This window comes from Planctomycetota bacterium (genome assembly GCA_016235865.1).
In the GTDB taxonomy this organism is placed as follows: Bacteria; Planctomycetota; MHYJ01; order JACQXL01; family JACQXL01; genus JACRIK01.
This window is the reverse complement of the sequence record JACRIK010000014.1, coordinates 41,519-64,388: the sequence shown is the minus strand read 5'-3', so window position 1 is coordinate 64,388 and position 22,870 is coordinate 41,519. Positions and strand designations below refer to the sequence as shown.

Sequence of the window (22,870 nt, the reverse complement as noted above, 5' to 3'; positions counted from 1 at the left end):
CGAGATTAGCATTGACAATTTAAGGATTTATGCTACTATAAATTTAGCATGGAGCAAACCAAATGCGGAGATATCTGATATTAATTGTATTATGCCTGAGCAGCGTGGCATTGGGATCGGATAGATATGCCGGCGGCGCCTGTCCCAGTAGCGGAGGAGGTGGCTCCACCCCAGGCGGCGGCCCGGGATCCGGCCTGCCATCCGCTCAACGCCCTCCCTTGGGCGTAGGGTTACAACCCCTGATTCAGAGCGCTCAGCCATTACTCGGCGTAGCCGACCCCTGGGAGTTCTGGTGGACCAGGAACCGCGATAAATATCTTTATTTTAGGGAACCGATCCAATGGGCCGATATCACCGACAAAGGCGGGACCAAATCATATTTCATCTCCCCTGTTTATGACGAACTTATCAGCATATTGGCCGACGGCGTGGACGATAAAGACCCTTATTTGGCATTTCGCGCGGCTATTGCCTTGGGCAAAGCGCAGGACCCGCAGAATCCCGCGGCCAGCAACCAAAAAGCCATCGAGGTTCTTAAGAAGGCGTACGAATCAGAAACCAGAGATTTCGTCAGGAATAATGTCCTTTTGGGGCTGGGCCTCACCTCTGATACTTCCACGATAGCCATTATAAAAAATGTCCTGCAGAAAAAAGATAATGCCCCGTTGAGGCGCTCATTTGCGGCGCTGGCATTGAGTTACGTTGCCAATAACTCCGAGATATCATCTGCGCTCAAAGAGATATTATCGGCCGAAAAGGAAGACCGAGAAGTAAAATCCACCTGCTGCATCTCACTGGGCAATCTCAAGGATGCCTCGGCAGTTACGACTTTAGGCAAAATCCTTAATGGCGACGGCGGCAAGAAAGAACAGGGGATGATCAGAGCGCATGCGGCCCTGGGGTTGGGCAGAATCGGCACTAAAGAAGCGCTGGATGAGCTGAAAAAATTTACCCAGGATACTGAAAAGGAAAATGACCTCCGTTCGGCTGTCATTATGGCTTTGGGTATGAATGGGTCACCGGACGCCCGGGATACTATTATCGAATTCCTGCAAGATAAAGCTAATGTCGTCCGAGGATTAGCCTGTATTTCGCTGGCTCAAATAAAAGACTCCAAGTCATACGACATGATTTCCGAGGCATTGCTGAAGAACAAATCGCCGGAAGCTGACGGCTTGATGCTGATCGCCCTGGGCCTGACCGGCAATGATAAGGCCAAAGCGGACCTGAGAAAAATATTATCCGCAGACAGCCGTAAAACAAGGCCATTGCTTAAGGCCGCGGCCGCTATCGGACTGGGACTGCTTAAGGATAAGGATGCGATTGAAATAATAGTCAGTATCCTTAAGGATGATAAGCAACAGTATGACACCATTCTCGCGCCATACCTGATTCTATCGCTGGCCATGATTCATGACCAGGAAAACAAGAAAACTACCAGTGAATTATCGGGTCTGGAAAAACTGGAAGTGGAGATATTGCAAAAGATGTGGGCCAGGGTTGATAAAAATATCAACATTGTCGCCTATACCAACCTGGCGATTACGATGATGAGATTCACATCAAGAAATCAGATTATAGAACAATTACTTAAACATGCAACTGCCAAGGACGCCACGCTGCGGATTTACGCCCTGCACACCCTCGGATTAATCGGCAACCGGGATTCGGCCAAAGCATTTATTGATGCCGCCAAAGACAATAATCCTGATGTGCGTAAGGCCGTAATAGGCGCTATAGGATTCCTGCTGGACAGGAATCAAATAAATCCGATTGATAAGGTAACGGCGGATAGCGTCGATATCCAGATGCGCATAATGGACCATATCCTTCCGATACCGGTGTGGTAGTATCAGGGAGCACTGCATCAGATTTGAAATATTTTAACATTAGATGCAGTATTATAGCCCTCTCAAACATTCTATATTATAGAGCAATATTATTGACAAACAGCGGTTTAAGGATATATACAAGACCTGTAGTCGAGAGGAGCATCCATATGAGAAAAATCCTAATCGGAATAATAGCCCTGGCAGCCATTCTATCGATAACCCAGATTCAAAATGTTGACGGATGGTGCCCAAATCCACCGAAGATGGGCGGATATACACCGCCTCCGCCTCCGCCGCCCCCGCCTGACTCCTCAACGCCCGGAGTGCCGCCGCCGACTCCCGGCCCCACCCCAAGAGGAGGTCCGGGACCTGCACCTACCCCCAGACCAAGTTTGGGCGTGGGGCTGCAGCCGCTGATACAGAGTATCCAGTTTCTAACCGGCGCAGTCGAACCATGGGAAATCTGGTGGAGCCGGAATCGCGATAAGTATCTGGCATTCAGGGCCCCGATTGAATGGGCCAATATCGTTGACCAGGGCGGAACCAAATCATATTCCATCTCCCCTCTTCATGCCGAACTTATAAATGTCCTGTCCGACGGAGTGGGCAATAAAGACCACTATGTGGCATTCCGGGCGGCTATTTCCCTGGGCAAAGCCCAGGATTCCCAGAATCCCGCGGCCAGCAGCCCCAAAGCCGTAGAGGTCCTTAAAAAGGCGCACGAATCCGAAAAGCGTGATTTCGTCAGTAATAATATCCTATTTGGGCTAGGGCTTACCGCGGATAATACCGTATCCGGCGTAATCAAAGAAGCGCTCCAGAACAAAAAAGACAATTCTTCATTGAGACGATCCTATGCCGCATTAGCGTTAGGCTATGTTGCCAACGACCCGGAAATCCCCAAAATACTCCGCGACATCATCACGGCTGATAAGGATGACCACGAAGTAAAATCATCCGCCTGCATCGCCTTAGGTAATCTCAAGGACGCCGAATCGGTTCCGGTCCTGAGTAAAATACTTAACGGCGATGGTGTCAGCAAAAAGGAACGGGGAACCATCCGGGCGCACGCCGCTTTAGGCCTGGGCCGAATCGCCACCAAGGAATCGTTGGATGAACTGAAGAAATTCACCCCGGCCAATGAAAAAGAAAGCGATGTCCGGGCGGCCGTGGTGATGGCATTAGGAATAACCGGATTGCCCGAAGCCAAGGACGCCATCCTGGCTTTCATGCAGGACAAAACCCCATCGGTCAAAGGCATGGCCTGTATCGCGCTGGCCCAGATAAAATACGAAAAAGCATACGAAACCATTTCAGAGGCGCTTCAGAAAAACAAAACCACCGATGCCGACGGTTTGATGCTGATTGCCCTGGGATTGACCGGTAATGAGAAAGCCAAGACGGACTTAAGGAAGATATTAGCCGACAACAAGAAGTCACGTGCGTTACTGCGCGGCGCGGCCGCTATCGGACTAGGCTTGCTTAAGGATGCCGAAACAATTCCGATAATGGTCGATATCCTCAAGGAAGATAAACAGCAAAATGAGACAACGCTGACACCTTATCTTATCTTATCGGTCGCAATGATTAGCGAGCCGAAGAAAGACGAAGTATTTGAAAAAGAAGGTTCTGATACTGAAGCGGTTAAGAAGAAAGAACTGCCGAATGCAGAGAAACAAATGGTTGAAATACTCCAGAAGATGTGGGCTAAGGCAGACAAAAAACTGACTATTACCGCCTACACCAATCTGGCTGTCGCACTAGCCAGAATGGGCAAAAGAAACGAAGTGGTAGAACAACTGATAAAACATATCAACAGCAATGACAAGACCCTGGCCTCTTATGCCCTGCACACGCTCGGCCTGGTCGGCAACAGGGATTCAGCCAAGGCATTTATTGATGCCGCCAAGGATAATAACCCTGAGATGCGTAAGGCCGTAATGGTCGGCATAGGATTCCTGATGGATAAAAATCCGATAAATCCAGTTGACCGGATAACATCGGACAGCGTTGATATGCAGATGATGATACTGGATCACATCCTGCCGATACCAGTTTGGTAAACCCTTACACTCCGACCGGCAGGCAGGACTAAAAAGGAGGTAGCTATGAAAACCATAAAATATCTGGCGGGGGCTATTATATTATTACTTGGGCTTTTTCTCCTGACCGCGGATATGAATTTACTGGACAGTTGCTGCCCGCGTGGCGGCAGCGGCGGCTCAACTCCGGCTCCAAGCACACCCGCACCTCCATCAGGCGAAACCACTCCAACGACCAGGCCGCCGGCGCCTTCAGCGCCTCCCCGCCCCCAATTAGGTCCTGGATTGATGCCATTAATTCAGAGCGCCCAATCACTGTTAGGCGTGGCTGAACCATGGGAGGCCTGGTGGACCCGAAATCGTGATAGATATCTCGCATTCCGGGAGACTATTGAGTGGGCAAATATTGTGGACCAGGGAGGCACTAAATCATTTTCGATTTCTCCTATTTACGACGAACTTCTCAATGCGCTGGTAGACGGCGTAGCAGATAAGGATATCTACTTGGCATTCCGGGCGGCTATTGCCCTGGGCAAAGCCCAGGATTCCCAGAATCCCGCAATCAGCAGCCCTAAAGCCATCGAGGCTCTCAAAAAGGCCAATGAGACCGAAACCCGTTACTTCGTCGCGAATAATGTTCTCATAGGCTGGGGACTCACATCCGACATTTCGGTGATACCGATTCTAAAAAATATCCTGCAGACTAAAAATCCGCCTTTAAAACGTTCCTATGCGGCGCTGGCCTTGGGTTACCTGCCCGGCGACTCTGACGCGCCCAAGATACTCCGGGATTTATTAACCGCCGAAAAGGAAAACGCTGAAGTAAAATCATCCGTCTGTCTTTCCTTAGGCAACCTTAAAGATACGTCCGCAGTTCCTGTTTTAGGCAAAATCCTTACCGGAGACGGCGGCAAAAAGGAACAAGGCATGATCAGGGCGTATGCGGCCCTGGCCCTGGGTAGAATCGGCACCAAAGAAGCGTTAGATGAATTAAAAAAAATAGCTCCGGGCATTGAGAAAGACGAAGATGTCCGCGTTGCGGCAGTCACGGCAATGGGGATGACCGGATTACCAGAAGCCAAGGATGCCATTCTGGCCTTACTCCAGGATAAGGCGCCTTCGGTTAAGGGAATGGCCTGCGTCGCGCTGGCCCAGATAAAATACGACAAGGCATACGAGACCATCTCCGAGGCGCTGCTGAAGAATAAGTCGCCCAATTCAGACGGATTAATGTTGATCGGCATGGGTTTAACCGGCCATGAAAAAGCCAAAACGGACTTGAGGAAAATATTAGCCGATAATAAGAAATCACGGGCGTTACTGCGCGGCGCAGCCGCTATCGCCCTGGGCTTGCTCAAGGATACGGAAACTCTCCCGACAATAGTCAACATACTCAAGGATGAAAAACAGCAGAACGACACTATTCTTACACCTTATCTGCTCCTGACCCTGGCCATGTTAAATGAACAGAAAAAGGAGGAAATCGTGGTTGAAGGCGATGGAATCGGCTCAAAGTCAGCCCGGATAAAAGAATTATCTGACCTGGAAAAACAAACCCTGGACATACTGCAAAAGATGTGGTCAAAAGCCGATAAGAGCCTTAGCATCACTGCCTATACCAATCTGGTCATTGCCCTGATGAAATTGACTTCACGGGAAAAGATGACGGAAGAATTGCTGAAGCACATCGGCTCAAAGGATGCTACCCTGCGCACCTATGCGCTTCATACCCTGGGCTTGATTGGAAATAAGGCCACCGCCAAGGCATTTGTCGAGGCCTATAAGGATAACAACCCGGAAGTGCGCAAAGCGGCAATAACCGGCATCGGCTTCCTGATGGACAAGCATCCGGTTAACCCGATTGATAAAGTGACCGCCGACAATATTGACATCTCAAATGAATTGGAAATAATGAAACATCTCCTGCCAATACCGGTCTGGTGATAACCTTATCCGGGAAAGGAGCGTTATGAAACAGACCAAAAGTTTAATTGGAGCGCTACTTTTATTAAGCGGCATATTTATATTGGCCCCGGATACAAACTATCTTAACAGCTGTTGTCCCAGAAGAGGCGTGCCGCCCCCGCCTCCGGCGCCAAGAGAGGCGCCTCCGGCTCCGGGTGAAGCGCCGCGTGAATCGCCACCGTCTGAAGCGCCCAAAGAGACACCGCCACCTGATAAAACACCTGGGACACCAAGCCAGCCGCCTGCTCAACCAACTACGCCGGCTACACCGCAACCGCCGGCTACACCGGCACCAGCGCCAACACCTGCAACACCACCGCCTCCGCCGCCGCCCAGCCAGCCAGCAACGCCGGATAGCCCGCTGCCAACGCCCGGCTCCGGCTCCAGAGGCGCTACGTCTGCCGCCCCACCCAGCGCCACCCGCCCGGCCCCGGGTATCGGTCTCCAACCGCTTTTCCAGAGTATCCGGTTCCAATCCACCTCATTCGTCGGCGTGGTAGAACCCTGGGAGGTCTGGTGGAGCAACAACCGCGATAAATTCATCTCTTTCCGGGAACCGGTGGAATGGGCAAATATTGTCGATGATGGCCAGGGGTCAAAATCAGTAACCATCCACCCGCTTTATGACGAACTTATTAATGCCCTGGTCGAAGGCATGTCAAATAAGAACACCTTTGTCGCTTTCCGGGCCGCCATCTCGCTCGGCAAGGTCAAGGACGCCATGGATCCCTCAGCCGGCAGCCAGAAAGCCATGGAACTGCTCAAGAAGTCCGAGGAATCCGAGACTCGCTTATTCGTCCGCAACAATATGCTCCTAGCCCTGGGTTTTAGCGGCGACGCCTCGGCCGGCGAACTGGCCCGCAAGGTCCTGCTGGATAAGAAAAAAGAGATAGCTTTGAGGCGCTGTTACGCCGCCCTGACCATCGGCTACCTGCCGGTCAATAACTCCGACTCAACCAAGACACTCAAAGACATCCTGGCTGACCGGGAAGATGACCACGAAGTCAGATGCTGCGCGGCGCTGGCGCTCGGCAACCTCAAGGATGCCTCGGCCATCGCGCTGCTGGGAAAGATGCTCAACCAGGCCGAAGGCGGAAAGAAGGAACATCCGGCGGTTCGGGCCTATGCCGCGCTCGCCTTGGGCAGAATCGCCACCAAAGAAGCCATCACTGAGCTCCAGAAATCCAGTCCCACCGCGGAAAAAGAATCCGATGTCCGCACGGCTGTGGTCATAGCATTGGGAATGACCGGGGCTCCGGAAGCCGGAGATTCTGTTGCCGCATTCCTGCGTGACCGGTATCCGGTAGTCCGCGGTTATGCCGCCCTGGCCCTGGCCCAGGTCAAGAGCCCTAAATCCTATGAAATTATATCTGAATTATTCCGCAAGGAGAAATCCGTTGAAGCCGACGGCCTGATGGCCCTGGCCTTAGGGCTATCCTGCCATGACAAGGCCAAGGCGGACTTGAGAAAGATTCTGGAAAACAAAAAGGCCCGCTCACCCCTGTTCAAAGCATCGGCCGCCATCGGGCTGGGCCTGCTGAAAGACAGCGAAGCCGTCCCGATAATCGTCAGTATCCTCAGCGATGAAAAACAACAAAACGATACCCTCCTGACCCCCTATCTAATCCTGGCTTTGGGAATGATTAAAGACCCCAAAGGCGTTGAGATTCTGCAGAAGATGTGGGAAAAACTGCCGGACCGGTCAAATACCTATCCGTATCACTCTAACCTGGCCATTGCCCTGACCATGCTCGGCAAGAAAAAAGACATTGTTATGCCGGCATTGCTGAAACAGGCCTCCCAGACCCGGGACCAACTCCTGCGCTCCTATGCCCTGCATTCGCTCGGACTGCTGGGCGACCGGGAATCCGCCAAGGTATTTATCAACGCCGCGTCAGATAAGGATAATACCTTTGTCATGTATACCACCATGAGCGCCATCGGATTTCTGATGGATAAAAACCAGCTCAATCCGCTTAGTAAGGTCACTGGCAACCTGGTGGACGTCTCATCAGTAATTATGGACCATATTGGGGGAATACCGGTGTGGTAAATCCCCACACCAATTCCATTGGTGTGGGGATAAATCCCTCACACAACACATTGGGACGATGGATTGGTGTGGGGGTAAACTTCATATGTTCTATATGTATATCCTGAAGAGTAAGAAAGATAACAATCTATATCTCGGCTCAACCAGTGATTTGAAAAGAAGATTGGCAGAACACAATAGAGGTCAGGTCTTCTCTACTAAAAGCAGAATTCTATTTGAATTAATCTATTATGAAGCATACAAATCGGAAAAGGATGCGCGAATCAGGGAAAAGAACCTGAAACTAAGGTCAAAAGCTCTCGCGCAACTGAAAAACCGTATCAAGGAGAGTATACGGTGAAAAATTTATTACTATATTGGTGTTGTGGCATACTGCTATTTACCATCAGTTGTACCACTAATTCACCTGCCCCATGCCCCCACACCAATTCCATTGGTGTGGGGGCATGGAAGGAGGTCAAGGTCCTGACCGGCCACAATCGCTGTGTCAACTGCATCAATTTCAGCCACAACGGAAAATACCTGGCCTCATCCTGCTATTCCCTCAAGCTCTGGGACGTGGCCACCGGCAAGGAAATCCGGACCATCACCGAACATCAGGGCTATATCCCGATTGTCATATTCTCACCCGACGACAAATACCTGGTCTCAGGCAGTTCGGACAAGACCATCCGTTTCTGGGACGTTAATACCGGCGAGGAAGTCAGGCTGTTAGGCGACCGGAACGACGACAAAATCTGGTCCCTGGCCTTCAGCCCGGACGGTGCCTTCCTGGCCGCGGCCACCCACAACAAGACCATCGTCATCTGGGACGTAGCCACCGGCAAGGAATTTAATGTCCTCATGGGCCATACCAATGAGGTCTATTCGGTGGCATTTGCGCCCCGACAGGAGTCGGGGCGCTCCGCATCCGAAGGCATCGGAGCGCCGACCGGGACTATGCTCGCCTCGGCCGGCATTGATAGCACCGTAAAGATATGGGACATCTACCAAAACCGCCCGACCTACACCCTGCTGGGCCACACCAAGGAGGTCAGCTTTGTCACCTTCTCGCCGGACGGCAAATACCTGGCATCCGGCGGCTATGACAAACTGGTCAAAATCTGGGACGTGGCAACAGGTCAGGAAGTCAAGACCCTTTACGGGCATACGGACAAACTCTGCGGCCTGGCATATACCCCGGACGGCAGGTATCTGGCATCATCCGGCTGGGACAAGATGATAAAAATCTGGGACACGGCAACCTGGCAGGAAATCCAGACCATCCGGGGCCATAGCGAAAAGGCCTGCTTTATCGTCTTCAGCCCGGACGGTCAACTACTCGCCTCCGGCTCCCGCGACACCCTGATAAAATTCTGGGCCAAGGACAAGTAGTTTCCTAATAATCCCCTCTATCAAGAGGGGTCAGGGGTGTGTTATCTTATGCTGGGTTCGTTCTGGGTATACCGAATTAAACAATCGAGTATGCTATCCCCAGAATTCGGGGAACGAGAGTTTCATAAAGAAAATAGAAAATTTCTTGGGGCGGTTTCTGGGGTTTAAAAAGCCCGGCCCGAAACCGAAAGTGAGGGCGAACTCGTAGAGACCGCGGAGCGTTCTAAGCGGAGCGAATTGAGTAGGTGACCCCCGAATTCAAGGCTAAACAGGAGGGAAACTAGTATTGTGTCCCCAGACAGTCCCAGACAGATTATCCCAGATTATCCCAGATTATAGAGCGCCTGGAGCGTCGGCTAAAACGGTGTTTTATAAAGAAAAAGTCCGGTAGGCCGCATAAATAAAGGGGAAGAAAATATGTGGTCTGTCCCCAACTAACTTGAACTACCGAATTCAAGGTTAAACAGGAGGGAAACTAGTATTGTGTCCCCAGATTACCAAATTGCACAACGACCTAGTGCTGGCTCAAAACAAGACCATAAACTGGAGATAATTAAATGAATATTAAAATTGTTTTACTTGTTTTAACTATTGTTTGGACTGTTGGCTCATGTACTAATAATTCATTTGTTCCACACGATACCATTGAGGCGGAGTTAAAAAAGAAGCGTGATACAGATGTAATTCAATACATACAAGAAAACCTGCGTCCCCCACCTCCAAATGAATTTGTTCAGTCTAAGTTAGCGATGAGAATCATTACTGATAAAAAAGTATATGCAAAAGGCGACGAGATGAAATTGGAATTTAGAATAGTAAATTTAGATGAGAATGATATTATTATTACTAAATTCCCGTCAGCTAAAGATGAGTGGAGGGTGGCATATAGACTAACTAATAATAAGAGGGAACTCGTTTGGCAAGGATCTCTAATGGACGTACAGGTGGATATCGGAGGATTTATCATAATAAAGAAGGGGTGTACCTATATAAAAAATATTGTTTATAAAGATAATGAAGGGCCATTGTCTTTAGTGGAGTGGAAACCCGGAGATTATGTCTGGGAATATTGGAAATTATACTCTTTTGAGAGATACAATCAAGGGCAAAAAATATGGAATGGCGAATTAAAATCAGAAATATCATTCCAAATAAAGTAAAATTGTAATTCTTGTGATAGTACTTTTCAAGATTGGGAATATGGAATCTGGGGAATCTACAGAATCTGGGAATCTGGGGACACAATATTGTACCCGGTGCGCTTTAGCCGCTGGCTAAAGCGCTACCGACTATTGCTTTGCAAAGGGCTGGGCAGGAAATACTACTTTCTATCAATCAGATTGTCAATAAGTGCATTATTGCCGAAAGATTATACCCGTTCCCGCCATGGCGAGAGTCCAGTTAGGAGCATACGCCGATTAATTCAGCCGCATCCCTAACGGGACTCCCTTCAGTCGCAGCGGGTTCACTGTAACACACCCCTGCCCCTCTTTTTAGAGGGGATTCTACTCTCTCCGCTATACGCCCTACGCTCAACTATTTCTCGCTTATCTGCACCTCCAAACAAAGCCCCAGGTCGATGTCCGAGACCCAGTCGCAGTGCGAGGCGCCGCCCACGGAGAATTTCTCATACTTGACACTGTCCTGCAACCCGGACAGGAAATCATTGTTGCGCATGTTCTCATAGAGCATAATCTCCGGGCTGAATTTGGACATGGCCACCATGAAACCGCCCTGATTTAACAGCGACACTATCCCGCCCTTGAACGGCACCAGCAGCCCCGGCCTGATGATATCCACCGGCCCGCCGCTCATCTTGTCGCCCGGACCAATCATCCCGGCGATGCGCGAGTCATTGGCAATCCAGAGCGGAATGACCACGTTGCATCCGTAGCCGGTCACCTTGTTGCCGGTCAGGCCCATCATTATCCGGGCCTTTTGGGCATAGCGGTCCGCCGCGGCCGTGACCTTGTCCCGGAACTTCTTGCAGGGCACGCCGTCCTCGGTGGCGAACATCTCGTCCAGATGCTGGTTATATTTGGCATAGCCCTGGGAAATAGCCCGGGCATGCGTGGCCACGATATTGGACTTGGTCCGTCCGGACCGGCTGATAAAGTTCGGGTCAATAAAGTTGCCCCAGGTCTTGATGGACGAGCCGGCAATATTGGTCTCGTATCTGGGCTGGTCCGGAATCTTCTTCTTGCGTTTTTGGTTAATCCGGCTGGCATTGAGAATCATCGCCTCCTGCCATTGTTCCTTGGACCCGTCCGGAACAGATACCCCGGTGGGCGGGTCTGAGGCAATGCCGGTGGCCGAGACGCGCAGAAAACTTACTACTTTACTCATTGTTATCACCCCCTTTAGAGTTTGTTAGAGCGAAGCGAGTTACAAACTCTTATCCCGCCGAATGGCGGGACTGCCTCACTCATAATGTTACATTAAGGTTACATAATAACCCCCTTGGTCCCCCTTTACCAAGGGGGAGTTTGAATCCCCCTTAACAAAGGGGGTTAGGGGGTTGTCCCTACGGAGTACGCTCCGCGTTCTCTACCCCGGATATACCAACTCTTCCAGGGGCTTATGGGCAATGATTATGAGTATGCCTCACTCAACAGTCACCTATGCTCTTAGTAACAGGAGTATACGCATCCTAATCCACACGCATATGCTCTTGTTAGAACGAGCCCCATTCCTCTAATGCACTGCCCTATGCCTCTGCTGATACGCCCCATAACTATATATAATCCCTCGGACATATCCTTGGAGAAGCCCTATCTTCTCCCCATTGTAATATAACCATACCTCTGTCCAATATCAAGTGGTATCTAAAAGAAATAGCATATATTCTCTGTTGCAATACCCTATGCTAAATAACCCTACTCCCCCGGCTCTATGGCTCTACAGCCATATACCTCTGTCCGTTACTGGTAATACCTCTGGCCATACGTGGTATTATGGCCAACCACAAGACCTATTATCACTGGCCAGACATGGTATCAGTGGTAGCCGGATGAGGTATTATCCCCTAACCCAGATGGTAGTATCCCCAGCGGCAAGTCCTGACACCCCCTGAGTCATCTGGTATTAGTCGTTATCACTAACCCTAATACCCCCATCCGGTTATGGTAATACCACCACCGATATACCCTATTATCCCAAGCGTCAGGGGGTAGTACCCCCCACCCCCCCTCCTACCACCCTCCCCCCTACCCTCTGGCACCCATAGACGCAACCCGTAATACCCTGTGAGGCAAGGTCTGGTAGGATGTACGGTCGGGACTATATGGCTGTGGATACACCAAGCATAGTATATACCCCCATCCAGCATACCATATTGATTTACCCTGCCTACCCTTTGTCTTTGTCGCGCATACCCGACTGATAAGAGAACTATACCAGGCGCTTGCGCCATACATACCCTATTATTTAAGAAGGCATATACTATTTCTCCGGCTATACTGCCCCGATGATTCAGCAGGCATATCCTATCAGGCACAAATACATACCCAGGTAATTTAGGATATGTAGCAGGCGTAAGCAGAGGATATCGGCTCCGGGATTAGGCATAATACCCGGCCAGGCCAGGAATAGTATCCCATTGGATTATCCGTAACAGGGATGCAGGCAGAAGATAATATCCGGTTAGTAGGATAGGTATATCCCTGCCGGGCAGATTCCCGCGCTATCAGTCAAACTTGACCTTTTGGGGTGTAAAGGGCGTCTCAGGCAGTCCGTAGCGGCGTTCCCATTCCTCCAGCGTGATGACTTTAATCTTATTGGCCTTGAGCCAGCGCAGCAATTCCTCCAGATACTCCGAGGCATTCCGGTCGTGCATCATGATAATGCCCCGCTTGCCCCGGTTGAGTTCCTTAATGATGGCCTTTAATATCTGCTTCGGGGTGAGATACTGTTCGGGCTCGGAATTGATGTGCCAGAAGATGTGCTTGTAGCCATTCTGCCTCAGGTATTGCAATGCTTCACGGCTGACTGACCCGCCCGGTGAACGGACATAACAGGAGAGTTCCTGGCCGCAGATTTCCCGAACCCGGGTTTTGGTATAGGCGAATGAGGCGTCCATATCCTTCCGGCTCTGCTTGTAAAACTGGATATGTTTGCGGTCGTGGATGGCCACGGTGTGCCCTTCGGCGAACATCCGGCCCAGCCACTGGCAGTATTTCTGGTAGGTCTCGCCGGTCTTGACATTGGCGGTATCCAGTTGGAAGCCCAGGATAAAGAAGGCGGCCTTAAGGTTTTCTCTTTTAAGGATATCCAGAATGATGCCGGTATGGTCCACCCATCCGTTGTTGTTGGCCTGCCCGCCAGAGGCGAGGTCTCGCCTAAAGGCGGAGCGGAACGGGCCGTCGTCAAAGGTCAGGACCACGAAGTCGCCGATAACATCGGTGAAACTAAACCACTCCGGAGTTGCCTTTTCCTTTGCGATATCCGTTATGATAGGAACCGGCGGCGGTTCTTTCTTGTCCTCGGCGTAGGCAAATGAATTACCGGAGATGAGAAACAGCAGAAGGCAGAGGATTACTAAATTACGCATAGCAAGAATATATCGGCTATCAGAGAAGCAAACATAATAATAATTTGTTGACCCGGCCGAAGATGTATGATATATAAACCTGCTAATAATTGCAAGTCCCCGTCATACGACGGGGTAACGGGCTGTAACGTCCACGGGGAACTAACAGCCAGTAAGATTACCCGGTGGTGTAATTGGTAGCACAAGAGATTTTGGTTCTCTTAGTCTTGGTTCGAGTCCAAGCCGGGTAGCACTGAACCGCGTTGGGTTCAGTGCTACGCACTGTGTGAGAACTCGCATGACGGTGCAATGCCAAACAATATATGATAGTTCAGTGCCGTGAACCCCACGTGGTTCACGGACAACTAAGCGGCTTAATTCAACCCCAGAACTGATGCATTACGTTTATATCTTGCTCAGTATTAAAGACAGGAAGTTATATATCGGATTCACATCTGACTTAAAAAGGAGAATGGCGGAACATACCTTAGGCAAGTGCAAAAGCACCGAGCCGCGTCGTCCGTTCAAACTTATTTACTACGAAGCTCATTCATCTAAAAAAGATGCCATGAGAAGGGAAGATTATTTTAAGACGTCATCTGGCAAATCAACGGTAAAACAAATGTTAAGAGAAGCATTAGATTTAAATCTTTATTTAAATAAGAACATTCTATGAGATACCGAACTATTGGCGTATTTTTCTTCATTATCGCGTTTCTCCTGATTCTGGCGGCGATAAATGTCCGGATTATCACAGCCTCCCTGGTCACGCCGGCCAAGGTGGAGTCGGAGCTCTATAAAATATTCGGGACAAAATTCTCGGTCGGTGAAATCACCTTCAACTTCTGGCGCGGGATAAAGGTCTCGGATATCAAGCTCCCCTGCACCGACGCCAACGGCGCAGGCAATTATGACTTCATCAGGGTAAAGACGCTCCGGGTCACCTATGACCAGACCAAATTACTGCGCGGGAAGTTTATCATCGACAAAATAGCGCTTTATAATCCGGAGATTTTCCTGGTCAATAACCGGATTCCCGACTTTAAGTTCGACGCCTCGGGCAACGCGCCTTCGCCAATAATCATCCTGAAGAATGCGTCTCTGGTATTCTCCGACAATCACATCCTGAAAGATAATGCGTCCTTGAAACTAAAGGACATCAACCTCAATCTCTACCCCATCATCAAGGGACGTTATGTGGCTGAAGGCGGATTTGACGCATCCGAACTGGGTAACTGGAAGGTGCGCGGCGAACTGGATTCGAACGTCACCAATATCAATCTCAACCTGCTGGCCCAGAATACCGATATCGGCACATATTTATCCGATAAATTGAGCAGCCATTATAATATTATCTGGCAACGTTACCAGCCGCAGGGCAAGGTAAACCTGAACATCCTGCTAAAGACCGGCAACGGACAACCCCCGGAGGTCACGGCCCTGATGGACTGCCAGAAGAACGATATGACCTACAACGGATTCCCATATCCCTTAACCAAGGTAGAGGGGCAGGTGGAATTCACCTTAAAAGGCGCCAGTCTCAAAAACCTCAGGGGACTAAACGGCTTGACGACCGTGACGGCAAACGGTTCTGTGGACGGTTATGAGCAATCCGGCGGGTATGATTTGGCGCTCAAGATCCAGAATATGGCCTTTGATGACAAACTCCATAATTCCCTTAACCCGCAGTTCAGGAATATCTGGGATGAATTATCACTCGGCGGGCTGGCTGACGCGGAAGTATCAATCTCCAAACCGGTCGGCGCCAAGCAGGAAACACGTTATCACACCAAGATATACTGCCGAAAGGTGCAGGTCAAACCCACTTTTTTCCCCTATCCGCTTGACGGCCTGACCGGAGAAGTAGAAATCGTTGAACGGCTGGTAAAACTCAAATCGCTTTTGGCGGCCCGGAACAATGGTGAATTCAGGATAGACGGCGAAATAACCCTCAGCCAGAATGGACAGGTCGAGGATCTGGCTGTCAACATCAACGCCAAGAATATTGAGAGCAATGATTATGTTCTGAAAGAAGCCACTAATAAGATTCTTACCGGAATCGACAGCCTATGGAATAAATCACAACCTGAAGGACCGGTCAATGTTACGGTCACGCTCCATAAATCAGCCGACCATCCGGCTATTAATGCCAAAACCCTGGTTCAATGCAATGGGGTCACAGCCAAGGTCGGCCCGTCCGCGCTGGCCTTTACCGATATCCGGGGACAAATCGAATACTATACTGATTACGCAGATAGCCAGCAACCCTATCTGTCCATAACGAATCTCTCGGCCGGCTATGACAAAAGCAGGTTCGAACTAAACGGCGGTATTTCCAATCCATCCATCACCACCGCCTCGGCCAAAGCCCCGCCTAAAATTGCGTTGGAGATTAGAATCTCCAATCTCCTGGTGGGCGGGAAGGCATTATACAGCTTATTCCCATCCAACCTGGAATACCTGCTGGAGCAGATTAGTTTTACCACTAATTCAGACATATCGCTGAAGGTCACCAACGAAAATCAGGAAGCCCTTAATTACCAAGGTGAAATCAAGTTGTTTGACTGTGGGTTCAGCAAGGGACTGGATTTCAGTAACATCACCGGCTCCATAATCTTCCGGGGATCACACTCGATAACCAGAACGAACCAAACCAGTCACCTGGCCGGCTCCGGCAAATTCTCCCAATTAAAAGTTGAAGACAAGGTCATTAACAATATGTCGCTGGCTTTTCTGCAGGAGAGCAACCATATCAGTTTTTACGACATTAAAGGCAATGCCTATAACGGCGCGGTTAACGGATTCCTGATTATCACCCTGCCGTCGTTACCGGATTCCATCACGCCGACCGATGCCATTGAATACCAGGGAAAAATAGAAATCGGCAGCGTTGACATGAAGGATTTTTCGCGTGATACCCGCTGGGGCAGCCGGGAGATTACCGGAAAATTATCCGGCGAATTCGCCTTTAATGGCAAAGGCACATCCATCGAAAACCTAAACGTTACCGACGGCCGGGCCATCCTTAGGGACGCCCAAATATGGGAGGTGCCGGTCTTCCTGAGCGTATATAATCTCTTTGGACTGGCCAAGAAGAGCGTCTTCCATGAAGGCGAAATAAGATTCAGTATCGCCAACGGCGAAATGCAGATAAGAAGATTATCCTTTACCAGCAAAGACGTAGTTTTAAAAGGCGCCGGCAAGATGAAACTCAAGGATGGCACACTCGACCTACAATTTGACACAAAATTTCTTGATATCAAGATAAAGATACTGGATGATATTAAGAACCTGTTTATAAAACCGATTTATACCGTAAAGATCGGCGGAACCTTTGATAATCCCAAGGCCGAAATAAAACTATTGCCCTACTTGTTTGAGAGTAAATGAACATATGAAGATTAAATTAGCTAAGGATGTGGGTTTTTGTTGGGGTGTCAAACGAGCCCTGGATTTGGCATTGAAGAGCTCGGTCTCGGCCAAAAAGGTCTATACCTACGGCCCCTTGATTCATAACGAGAATGTGGTGGAGATGCTCAAGGCCAAGGGCGTGGAGCCGTTCCAAAGACGCAAGGCAAAATCACCGCACCGGACGCTATTATTAATCCGCGCCCATGGTGTGCCGCCGCCGGTCCGGGCTAAACTCTCAGCCAACGGCTACGGTATTATTGACGCCACCTGCCCACACGTCAAGAAATCACAGAAAATAGTCCAGGAATACGCCAATCAGGGCTATCAGATAATCATTGCCGGAGATAAGAAACACGCCGAGGTCATCAGTTTGGTCGGCTATGCCCGGGCCATAAAACGCCACCCGCCGGTGATTGTCGTGAGTTCAACAGCCGAAGCCCAGCAAATAGTCAAGGAAAGCAAACGCAAACTCAAAAAGAAGATATGTATCCTGGCCCAGAGCACTTTCCAACCGCGGATATATTATCAAATTGTAACCATCATAAAATCAAAAATACCGCCTGATATTGAGATGGTGGTGCTGGACACTATCTGCCAGGCGCCGGCCCGGCGCCAGGGCGCGGTCAAGGACCTGGCCAAAGAGGTTGATGCCATTGTGGTGGTGGGCGACCATAAAAGCGCCAATACCACCAACCTGACCCTGCTGGCGCGTTCCATGAAAATTCCCGCCTTTCAGGTGGCGTCCGCCTCGGAATTGCCGACCATCCGACTAAAGAAATACCGCTCGATCGGGATTTCCACCGGAACATCCACTCCGGACTGGCTGATTAAGGAAGTGGTTGATAAACTATCGAAATTATAGATGCCGATGCCATTTGGTGCCCCGAGGCGTGTCCTCCAGGATAATGCCCTTGTCTTCCAGATATTTTCTTATCTCGTCTGCCCTCTTGAAATTGCTCTCCTTGCGGGCCAGGGTCCTTTCGATAACAAGTTTCTCTATCTCTTCATCTGAATCGCTTTCCCGTACCACACCGAGTATACCCAGAACCTTATCAAAATCCTCTAAGGCCGACTTTATCGCGACTGCATCGGCAGCGGAAACAGCCAGTTTATTCACCGCGGTGATTAGGTCAAATATGGCGGCCAGCGCTTCGGAGATGTTCAGATTATCGTCCATCGCCGCCTCAAACCGCTTCCTGGTATTTCCGATAAGTAAACTCACCCCGTTAGAGATAATCCCAGCGGGACGTCCTTCTCTAATGGGGGCATCCAGCATCCTTTGGAAATTAATCAGCCGTTCTATCGCGCCTTTCGACGCCTTCAATAAGTCCATATTAAAATTGAGCTGCTGGCCATAGTGGCTGCTCATCAGGGCATAACGCAGGATCATCGGATGATAGCCCTGCTTTAATATATCATCCACCGTATAGAAATTACCCAATGACTTGGACATCTTCTGGTTATCCACCAGTAAATGCCTGGCGTGAACCCAATATTTTATCACTTTACTGCCGGTAAATGCCTCGGACTGGGCTATCTCGCATTCATGGTGCGGGAAGATATTATCTTCACCGCCGGTATGGATGTCTATTTTCTCGCCCAGATATTTCAAGGCCATAGCCGAGCATTCCAGATGCCAGCCAGGAAATCCACGTCCCCAGGGACTGTCCCATTGCATCAGGTGTTTGGGGTCATGCTTCCAGAGCGCAAAGTCCATCGGACTCCGCTTCTCGCTTTTTATACTCACCCTGGCTCCGGCCTTGAGATTTTCCAACGTATTGCCGGAAAGCCTACCGTAATCAGGGAATTTGCTTATATCATAATAAATATTGCCATTAACCTCATAGGCATATCCTTTTTCCAGCAGTCGCTTTGTAATGACTATCATCTCAGGGATATGCTGGGTTGCCTTTGGATAATGGCTGGCCGGATAGAGATTAAGTAATTTGGATAATTCAAAGAACTTGTTGGCATAGAATTCGGTAATCTCCTTGGGTGACTTCTTTTCGGACTGGGCGGCTAACTGAATCTTATCAACCCCCTCTTCATCCGGAGCCAGGTTATCATCGGTGGTCAGGTGCCCGACATCGGTGATATTCATTATCTGGGTAACCTCATACCCCTGGTAACGCAAGTACCGGCAGAGAATATCAGCCGCGATGAATGAGCGGAAATTACCGATATGGGGATGGGAATAGACAGTCGGCCCGCAGGAATAAACCCTGGCCTTTCCCGACTCCCCGGGCTTGAATTCCTCTTTCCGCTTGTTGTAAGTGTTATAAAGATATAAAGCCATATTAATTGATTATTACCAATACCAAAGCCGCGACAGCCTTTTTATGGCCGATTGGACCGAGGCGTTCCATGGTCTTGGCCTTAACGCTGACTCTATTTGCAGGTATCTTCAAAAGACGCGCGATCTTGTTTGCGATAGCCATTTTTTTCTTGCCTAATTTCGGCTCCTCAAGAAAGACAATGCTGTCCACTTCCCCAACCTTAAATTTGCGCTTATGTTTCCGGATAAAGTCTATGGTTCTTTTGAGTAATACTGAACTGGCGATGCCTTTGTAGGACGGATCAGTGTTGGGAAACAGGTCCCCGATATCGCCGGCCTGTTTTAACTTAGCCGCGCCCAAGAGCGCATCTATCAGGGCATGGAGCAGGACATCCGCATCCGAGTGGCCTTCCAAACCTTTGGGATAGCTAATCTTAACCCCGCCTAAGATAAACTCCCGACCATGAACTAAACGATGAATATCAAAACCAAGCCCTAACATACTGTTATAATATGGAATCTTTACAATTAAATCAAGATTTTCTTGATATTTGACAATCCAATGTTAGTATACGCTTAATCGTGACGCCGATGACATCATATAACGATCTGTAAGAACCCCGACAAAAACTGTCGGGATAACTGGCTGTAACAACTAAAGCTTAACCGCCAGTAAAAGGAGCATAATATGGGTAAAACATTTCAGGGTAATTTAGATGGCAAGGGTAAGAAGTTTGCGCTTATTGTCAGCCGATTTAACGAATTGGTAACCCAGCGCCTGCTTGATGGCGCGGAAGACCGGCTCATCCGTCACGGCGCTAAGAAGGATGACATAGATACCTTTTGGGTTCCCGGTTCTTTCGAGATACCCATCGTCGCCCAGAAAGTGGCCAAGACTAAGAAATATGATGCGCTAATCTGCTTAGGCGCAATCATCAAGGGTGATACGCCTCATTTCGACTACATTGCCTCGGAATCAGCTAAAGGCATTGCCCAGGTCTCTCTGAATAGCGGCATCCCCATAGAATTCGGCATTATCACAGCTGAAACCGTCGAGCAAGCTATGGAACGTGCCGGCATCAAGCGAGGCAATAAAGGCGCACAAGCTGCCGAAGCCGCAGTAGAGATGATTAACATCCTAGAACAGATTTAGGAAATGCGTCAAAGAACCCTATCGCGCGAACTGGCTCTCCAGATTATCTATCGGCTTAATTTCCAAAAAGACATCTCCGACATCGATCTTAACGCCGTTTTAGAGGAATTGATAAAAGCATCGGCTAACCATGCAGAATCAACAACTCACTACACCAAAGAATTAGTCAAGGGATACCTACAAAACCGAGATACAATAGATGAAGCAATCAAGAAATCATCCGCTAACTGGGAATTCCAGAGAATCGCCCTGATTGACCGGGCAATTCTACAAATTGCCGCCTATGAACTGCTCTGCCGGGCGGATATCCCTCAAGCCGTCAGTATCAATGAAGCTATCGAATTAGCCAAGAAATACGGCGGCCAGAACTCATCAAACTTTATCAACGGCATTTTGGACAAAATTGCAGCAGAAAATAAGAGACAATTATGATTGGGAACCTATTTAGCAAGCTAAAGGAAGGACTAGCCAAAACCAGAAAACTCCTGAACAGCGATGTGCGCGACTTGCTCCGAGGAGCCCGGATAGACGAGGAACTCCTTAACCGCCTTGAGGAAATCCTGATTACCGCTGACATCGGCGTCCAGGAAAGCGTTAAAATTGTTGAGGACTTGAAGACTGATTACAAGGCAGGTAAATTGACGGATTCAGCGCAAATTATTGACTATCTCAAGCAGGAATTGAAGAAATCACTGATTAGCCAGAGCGACTATAATAAGATTAAATTAGCGCCATCAGGTCCAACGGTTATCCTGGTAGTCGGCGTTAACGGAAGCGGCAAGACCACCTCGATTGCTAAATTAGCCGGCCTGTTAAAACGAAACGGGAAATCGGTTTTACTATCAGCCAGCGATACCTTTCGGGCGGCGGCGATTGAACAACTTACAATCTGGTCCGAACGGTTGGGCATTGATATCATCAAACACCAGGCGGACAGCGACCCCGGCGCGGTGGCTTTTGACGCGGCTGAGGCCGCGATGGCCAGGAAGTCCGACGTGCTTATCGTGGATACGGCCGGGCGGCTGCACACGAAAACCAATCTTATGAAGGAATTATCCAAGATAAAAAATGTGCTTGCCAGTAAAATACCTAATGCGCCCCATGAAACTCTGCTGGTGATTGATGCCACCACCGGTCAGAATGCCATTATCCAAGCAAAACTATTTAATGAAGCAGTCCCAATCAACGGGCTTTTTTTGGCTAAATTAGACGGCACGGCCAAAGGCGGAATCATCGTAGCCATCAAAAACCAGCTTAACCTGCCGGTCAAGTTCATTGGCATCGGCGAGAAACTGGAAGATATAGAAGAATTCGATGCTAATAAATTCGTCGAGGCCATGTTTGAAGAATAGACGCTAATGCGCCTTGTGCCTGGACAAGAACCCTATCAGAATCAGGATAATAGAAACTATAAGCAGGTACTGAACCGTGATAAATATGGCCTCGGTCTTAGTAGAATTCCGGAGCGCCACAGCCCCAAGCCCCAAGGTAAAAGAAATCAGGTAGATAAACAACACCGTCGGCTTTTTACCCAGGAAATGATTAATCCGATGCGAGAGATGGTCATTACCGGTATAGGTAATTACTTGAGAGATTGTCGGCGTGAGCCCCTTCAAATACCTCTGGATAACGATATAGATAAAATCAAGTATGGGCACACCCAGTATGATAATCGGGATAATCGATGCCTTAAAAGGGCTGGTGGACCATCCGCCCATAATGCTCAGTGCGGCCAGTGTAAAGCCGATGAAAAATGCTCCGGAATCACCCATAAAGACTGCCGCCGGCTTTTTAACTCTGAAGTTATGCGGCAGAAAACCGGCTGTGGCACCCATTAAAGCCGAGGCCAGCAATCCCCAAACCCACTGATGGGTCTGGCGGGCAATAACCACATATATCCCTGCAGCAATCAGGGCTAATCCGGTCGCCAATCCATCCATATTATCCATGGCATTAAAGGCGCTGATGACTCCGACTATCCAGAATAGAGTTAACACGAAATTAATCCACTGGGGAAACGGGAAATTCAGAATTATCCCGGCATGCGCCAAAATGAATGTAGCGCCAAAAAGAATAATTAATTTTATTATCGCTGATAAGCCGCCGGAAGACGCGGACCGGACATCGTCATAAAATCCTATCAGCATAACGACGCCCCCACCGAGAATCACACTTATGAATTGTTGTTTTGTTATTTCCGTAAGGTTAACCAGGGACCCCCCGATAATATTATAGAA

General features: G+C 49.3%; 18 protein-coding genes and 1 tRNA gene. 14 read left to right on the top strand and 5 right to left on the bottom strand.

The genetic code is table 11. The features are described 5' to 3' along the window. The first annotated feature begins 62 nt into the window (after positions 1 to 62). From HZA49_04945 to HZA49_04915, 7 genes are all read left to right on the top strand, one after another. Positions 63 to 1,850, top strand: coding sequence for a HEAT repeat domain-containing protein (locus HZA49_04945; protein MBI5778782.1), 1,788 nt, complete (start codon positions 63 to 65; stop codon positions 1,848 to 1,850). 149 nt (positions 1,851 to 1,999) lie between these two features. After that, the gene (locus HZA49_04940; protein ID MBI5778781.1) at positions 2,000 to 3,895 is read left to right on the top strand and encodes a HEAT repeat domain-containing protein; all 1,896 of its coding nucleotides are present in this window, start codon (positions 2,000 to 2,002) and stop codon (positions 3,893 to 3,895) included. A gap of 45 nt (positions 3,896 to 3,940) precedes the next feature. Next, positions 3,941 to 5,818: a HEAT repeat domain-containing protein gene (locus HZA49_04935; protein MBI5778780.1), complete on the top strand. Its 1,878-nt coding sequence runs from the start codon at positions 3,941 to 3,943 to the stop codon at positions 5,816 to 5,818. A gap of 25 nt (positions 5,819 to 5,843) precedes the next feature. Next, the gene (locus HZA49_04930) at positions 5,844 to 7,892 is read left to right on the top strand and encodes a HEAT repeat domain-containing protein (GenBank protein ID MBI5778779.1); all 2,049 of its coding nucleotides are present in this window, start codon (positions 5,844 to 5,846) and stop codon (positions 7,890 to 7,892) included. Positions 7,893 to 7,977: 85 nt separating this feature from the next. Further along, positions 7,978 to 8,232, top strand: coding sequence for a GIY-YIG nuclease family protein (locus HZA49_04925; protein ID MBI5778778.1), 255 nt, complete (start codon positions 7,978 to 7,980; stop codon positions 8,230 to 8,232). A gap of 98 nt (positions 8,233 to 8,330) precedes the next feature. After that, positions 8,331 to 9,266, top strand: a complete 936-nt coding sequence (locus tag HZA49_04920; protein ID MBI5778777.1) for a WD40 repeat domain-containing protein — start codon at positions 8,331 to 8,333, stop codon at positions 9,264 to 9,266. A gap of 557 nt (positions 9,267 to 9,823) precedes the next feature. Then, positions 9,824 to 10,426 carry a hypothetical protein gene (locus HZA49_04915; GenBank protein MBI5778776.1) on the top strand — a complete coding sequence of 201 codons (603 nt, stop codon included), beginning with the start codon at positions 9,824 to 9,826 and terminating at the stop codon, positions 10,424 to 10,426. A gap of 376 nt (positions 10,427 to 10,802) precedes the next feature. Here the strand turns inward: HZA49_04915 and HZA49_04910 are convergent, their stop codons facing one another. Further along, a complete protein-coding gene (locus tag HZA49_04910) occupies positions 10,803 to 11,612 on the bottom strand; it encodes a hypothetical protein (protein ID MBI5778775.1) in 810 nt (269 codons plus the stop codon). Positions 11,613 to 12,951: 1,339 nt separating this feature from the next. Continuing rightward, on the bottom strand, positions 12,952 to 13,815 hold the full coding sequence (locus HZA49_04905) for a polysaccharide deacetylase family protein (protein MBI5778774.1): 864 nt from the start codon (positions 13,813 to 13,815) through the stop codon (positions 12,952 to 12,954). A 158-nt stretch (positions 13,816 to 13,973) separates the two neighbouring features. Between HZA49_04905 and HZA49_04900 the strand changes: the two genes are divergently transcribed. From HZA49_04900 to ispH, 4 genes are all read left to right on the top strand, one after another. Beyond that, positions 13,974 to 14,045: transfer RNA gene (locus HZA49_04900), tRNA-Gln, on the top strand. A 143-nt stretch (positions 14,046 to 14,188) separates the two neighbouring features. Beyond that, positions 14,189 to 14,470 (top strand): GIY-YIG nuclease family protein, encoded by a 282-nt coding sequence (locus HZA49_04895; GenBank protein MBI5778773.1) that lies wholly within the window; start codon positions 14,189 to 14,191, stop codon positions 14,468 to 14,470. Then, positions 14,467 to 17,184, top strand: coding sequence for a hypothetical protein (locus tag HZA49_04890; protein ID MBI5778772.1), 2,718 nt, complete (start codon positions 14,467 to 14,469; stop codon positions 17,182 to 17,184). Before HZA49_04895 ends, HZA49_04890 begins: the two co-directional genes overlap by 4 nt. 4 nt (positions 17,185 to 17,188) lie before the next feature. After that, positions 17,189 to 18,067 carry a 4-hydroxy-3-methylbut-2-enyl diphosphate reductase gene (ispH, locus tag HZA49_04885; GenBank protein MBI5778771.1) on the top strand — a complete coding sequence of 293 codons (879 nt, stop codon included), beginning with the start codon at positions 17,189 to 17,191 and terminating at the stop codon, positions 18,065 to 18,067. On the opposite strand, the gene HZA49_04880 is transcribed toward ispH, so the two are convergent. After that, entirely contained in the window at positions 18,062 to 19,501 is a 1,440-nt protein-coding gene (locus tag HZA49_04880) for a cysteine--tRNA ligase (GenBank protein ID MBI5778770.1), read from the bottom strand. The two genes, ispH and HZA49_04880, sit on opposite strands and share 6 nt — an antisense overlap. Position 19,502: 1 nt before the next feature. After that, complete coding sequence (ispF, locus tag HZA49_04875) at positions 19,503 to 19,982, bottom strand: 2-C-methyl-D-erythritol 2,4-cyclodiphosphate synthase (GenBank protein ID MBI5778769.1); 480 nt, start codon at positions 19,980 to 19,982, stop codon at positions 19,503 to 19,505. A 186-nt stretch (positions 19,983 to 20,168) separates the two neighbouring features. On the opposite strand from ispF, the gene HZA49_04870 reads away from it, so the two are divergent. Genes HZA49_04870 through ftsY form a run of 3 tightly spaced genes read left to right on the top strand, consistent with a single transcriptional unit; the run spans position 20,169 to position 21,985 of the window. After that, the gene (locus tag HZA49_04870) at positions 20,169 to 20,633 is read left to right on the top strand and encodes a 6,7-dimethyl-8-ribityllumazine synthase (GenBank protein ID MBI5778768.1); all 465 of its coding nucleotides are present in this window, start codon (positions 20,169 to 20,171) and stop codon (positions 20,631 to 20,633) included. Positions 20,634 to 20,636: 3 nt separating this feature from the next. Then, a complete protein-coding gene (gene nusB, locus HZA49_04865) occupies positions 20,637 to 21,065 on the top strand; it encodes a transcription antitermination factor NusB (protein ID MBI5778767.1) in 429 nt (142 codons plus the stop codon). Beyond that, on the top strand, positions 21,062 to 21,985 hold the full coding sequence (gene ftsY, locus HZA49_04860; protein MBI5778766.1) for a signal recognition particle-docking protein FtsY: 924 nt from the start codon (positions 21,062 to 21,064) through the stop codon (positions 21,983 to 21,985). Before nusB ends, ftsY begins: the two co-directional genes overlap by 4 nt. Positions 21,986 to 21,988: 3 nt before the next feature. Here ftsY and HZA49_04855 read toward each other — a convergent pair whose 3' ends face one another. Next, positions 21,989 to 22,780, bottom strand: coding sequence for an undecaprenyl/decaprenyl-phosphate alpha-N-acetylglucosaminyl 1-phosphate transferase (locus tag HZA49_04855; GenBank protein MBI5778765.1), 792 nt, complete (start codon positions 22,778 to 22,780; stop codon positions 21,989 to 21,991). Positions 22,781 to 22,870: the final 90 nt, after the last annotated feature.

What these genes read in the sequence shown, in the direction of transcription:
- HZA49_04855 (MBI5778765.1), bottom strand. Translation starts at nt 22,780, where the DNA reads ATGCTGATAGGATTTTATGACGATGTCCGGTCCGCGTCTTCCGGCGGC.
- HZA49_04940 (MBI5778781.1), top strand. Translation starts at nt 2,000, where the DNA reads ATGAGAAAAATCCTAATCGGAATAATAGCCCTGGCAGCCATTCTATCG.
- HZA49_04935 (MBI5778780.1), top strand. Translation starts at nt 3,941, where the DNA reads ATGAAAACCATAAAATATCTGGCGGGGGCTATTATATTATTACTTGGG.
- HZA49_04925 (MBI5778778.1), top strand. Translation starts at nt 7,978, where the DNA reads ATGTTCTATATGTATATCCTGAAGAGTAAGAAAGATAACAATCTATAT.
- HZA49_04880 (MBI5778770.1), bottom strand. Translation starts at nt 19,501, where the DNA reads ATGGCTTTATATCTTTATAACACTTACAACAAGCGGAAAGAGGAATTC.
- HZA49_04895 (MBI5778773.1), top strand. Translation starts at nt 14,189, where the DNA reads ATGCATTACGTTTATATCTTGCTCAGTATTAAAGACAGGAAGTTATAT.
- ftsY (MBI5778766.1), top strand. Translation starts at nt 21,062, where the DNA reads ATGATTGGGAACCTATTTAGCAAGCTAAAGGAAGGACTAGCCAAAACC.
- ispH (MBI5778771.1), top strand. Translation starts at nt 17,189, where the DNA reads ATGAAGATTAAATTAGCTAAGGATGTGGGTTTTTGTTGGGGTGTCAAA.
- HZA49_04945 (MBI5778782.1), top strand. Translation starts at nt 63, where the DNA reads ATGCGGAGATATCTGATATTAATTGTATTATGCCTGAGCAGCGTGGCA.
- HZA49_04930 (MBI5778779.1), top strand. Translation starts at nt 5,844, where the DNA reads ATGAAACAGACCAAAAGTTTAATTGGAGCGCTACTTTTATTAAGCGGC.
- ispF (MBI5778769.1), bottom strand. Translation starts at nt 19,982, where the DNA reads ATGTTAGGGCTTGGTTTTGATATTCATCGTTTAGTTCATGGTCGGGAG.
- HZA49_04915 (MBI5778776.1), top strand. Translation starts at nt 9,824, where the DNA reads ATGAATATTAAAATTGTTTTACTTGTTTTAACTATTGTTTGGACTGTT.
- HZA49_04870 (MBI5778768.1), top strand. Translation starts at nt 20,169, where the DNA reads ATGGGTAAAACATTTCAGGGTAATTTAGATGGCAAGGGTAAGAAGTTT.
- nusB (MBI5778767.1), top strand. Translation starts at nt 20,637, where the DNA reads ATGCGTCAAAGAACCCTATCGCGCGAACTGGCTCTCCAGATTATCTAT.
- HZA49_04910 (MBI5778775.1), bottom strand. Translation starts at nt 11,612, where the DNA reads ATGAGTAAAGTAGTAAGTTTTCTGCGCGTCTCGGCCACCGGCATTGCC.
- HZA49_04905 (MBI5778774.1), bottom strand. Translation starts at nt 13,815, where the DNA reads ATGCGTAATTTAGTAATCCTCTGCCTTCTGCTGTTTCTCATCTCCGGT.
- HZA49_04890 (MBI5778772.1), top strand. Translation starts at nt 14,467, where the DNA reads ATGAGATACCGAACTATTGGCGTATTTTTCTTCATTATCGCGTTTCTC.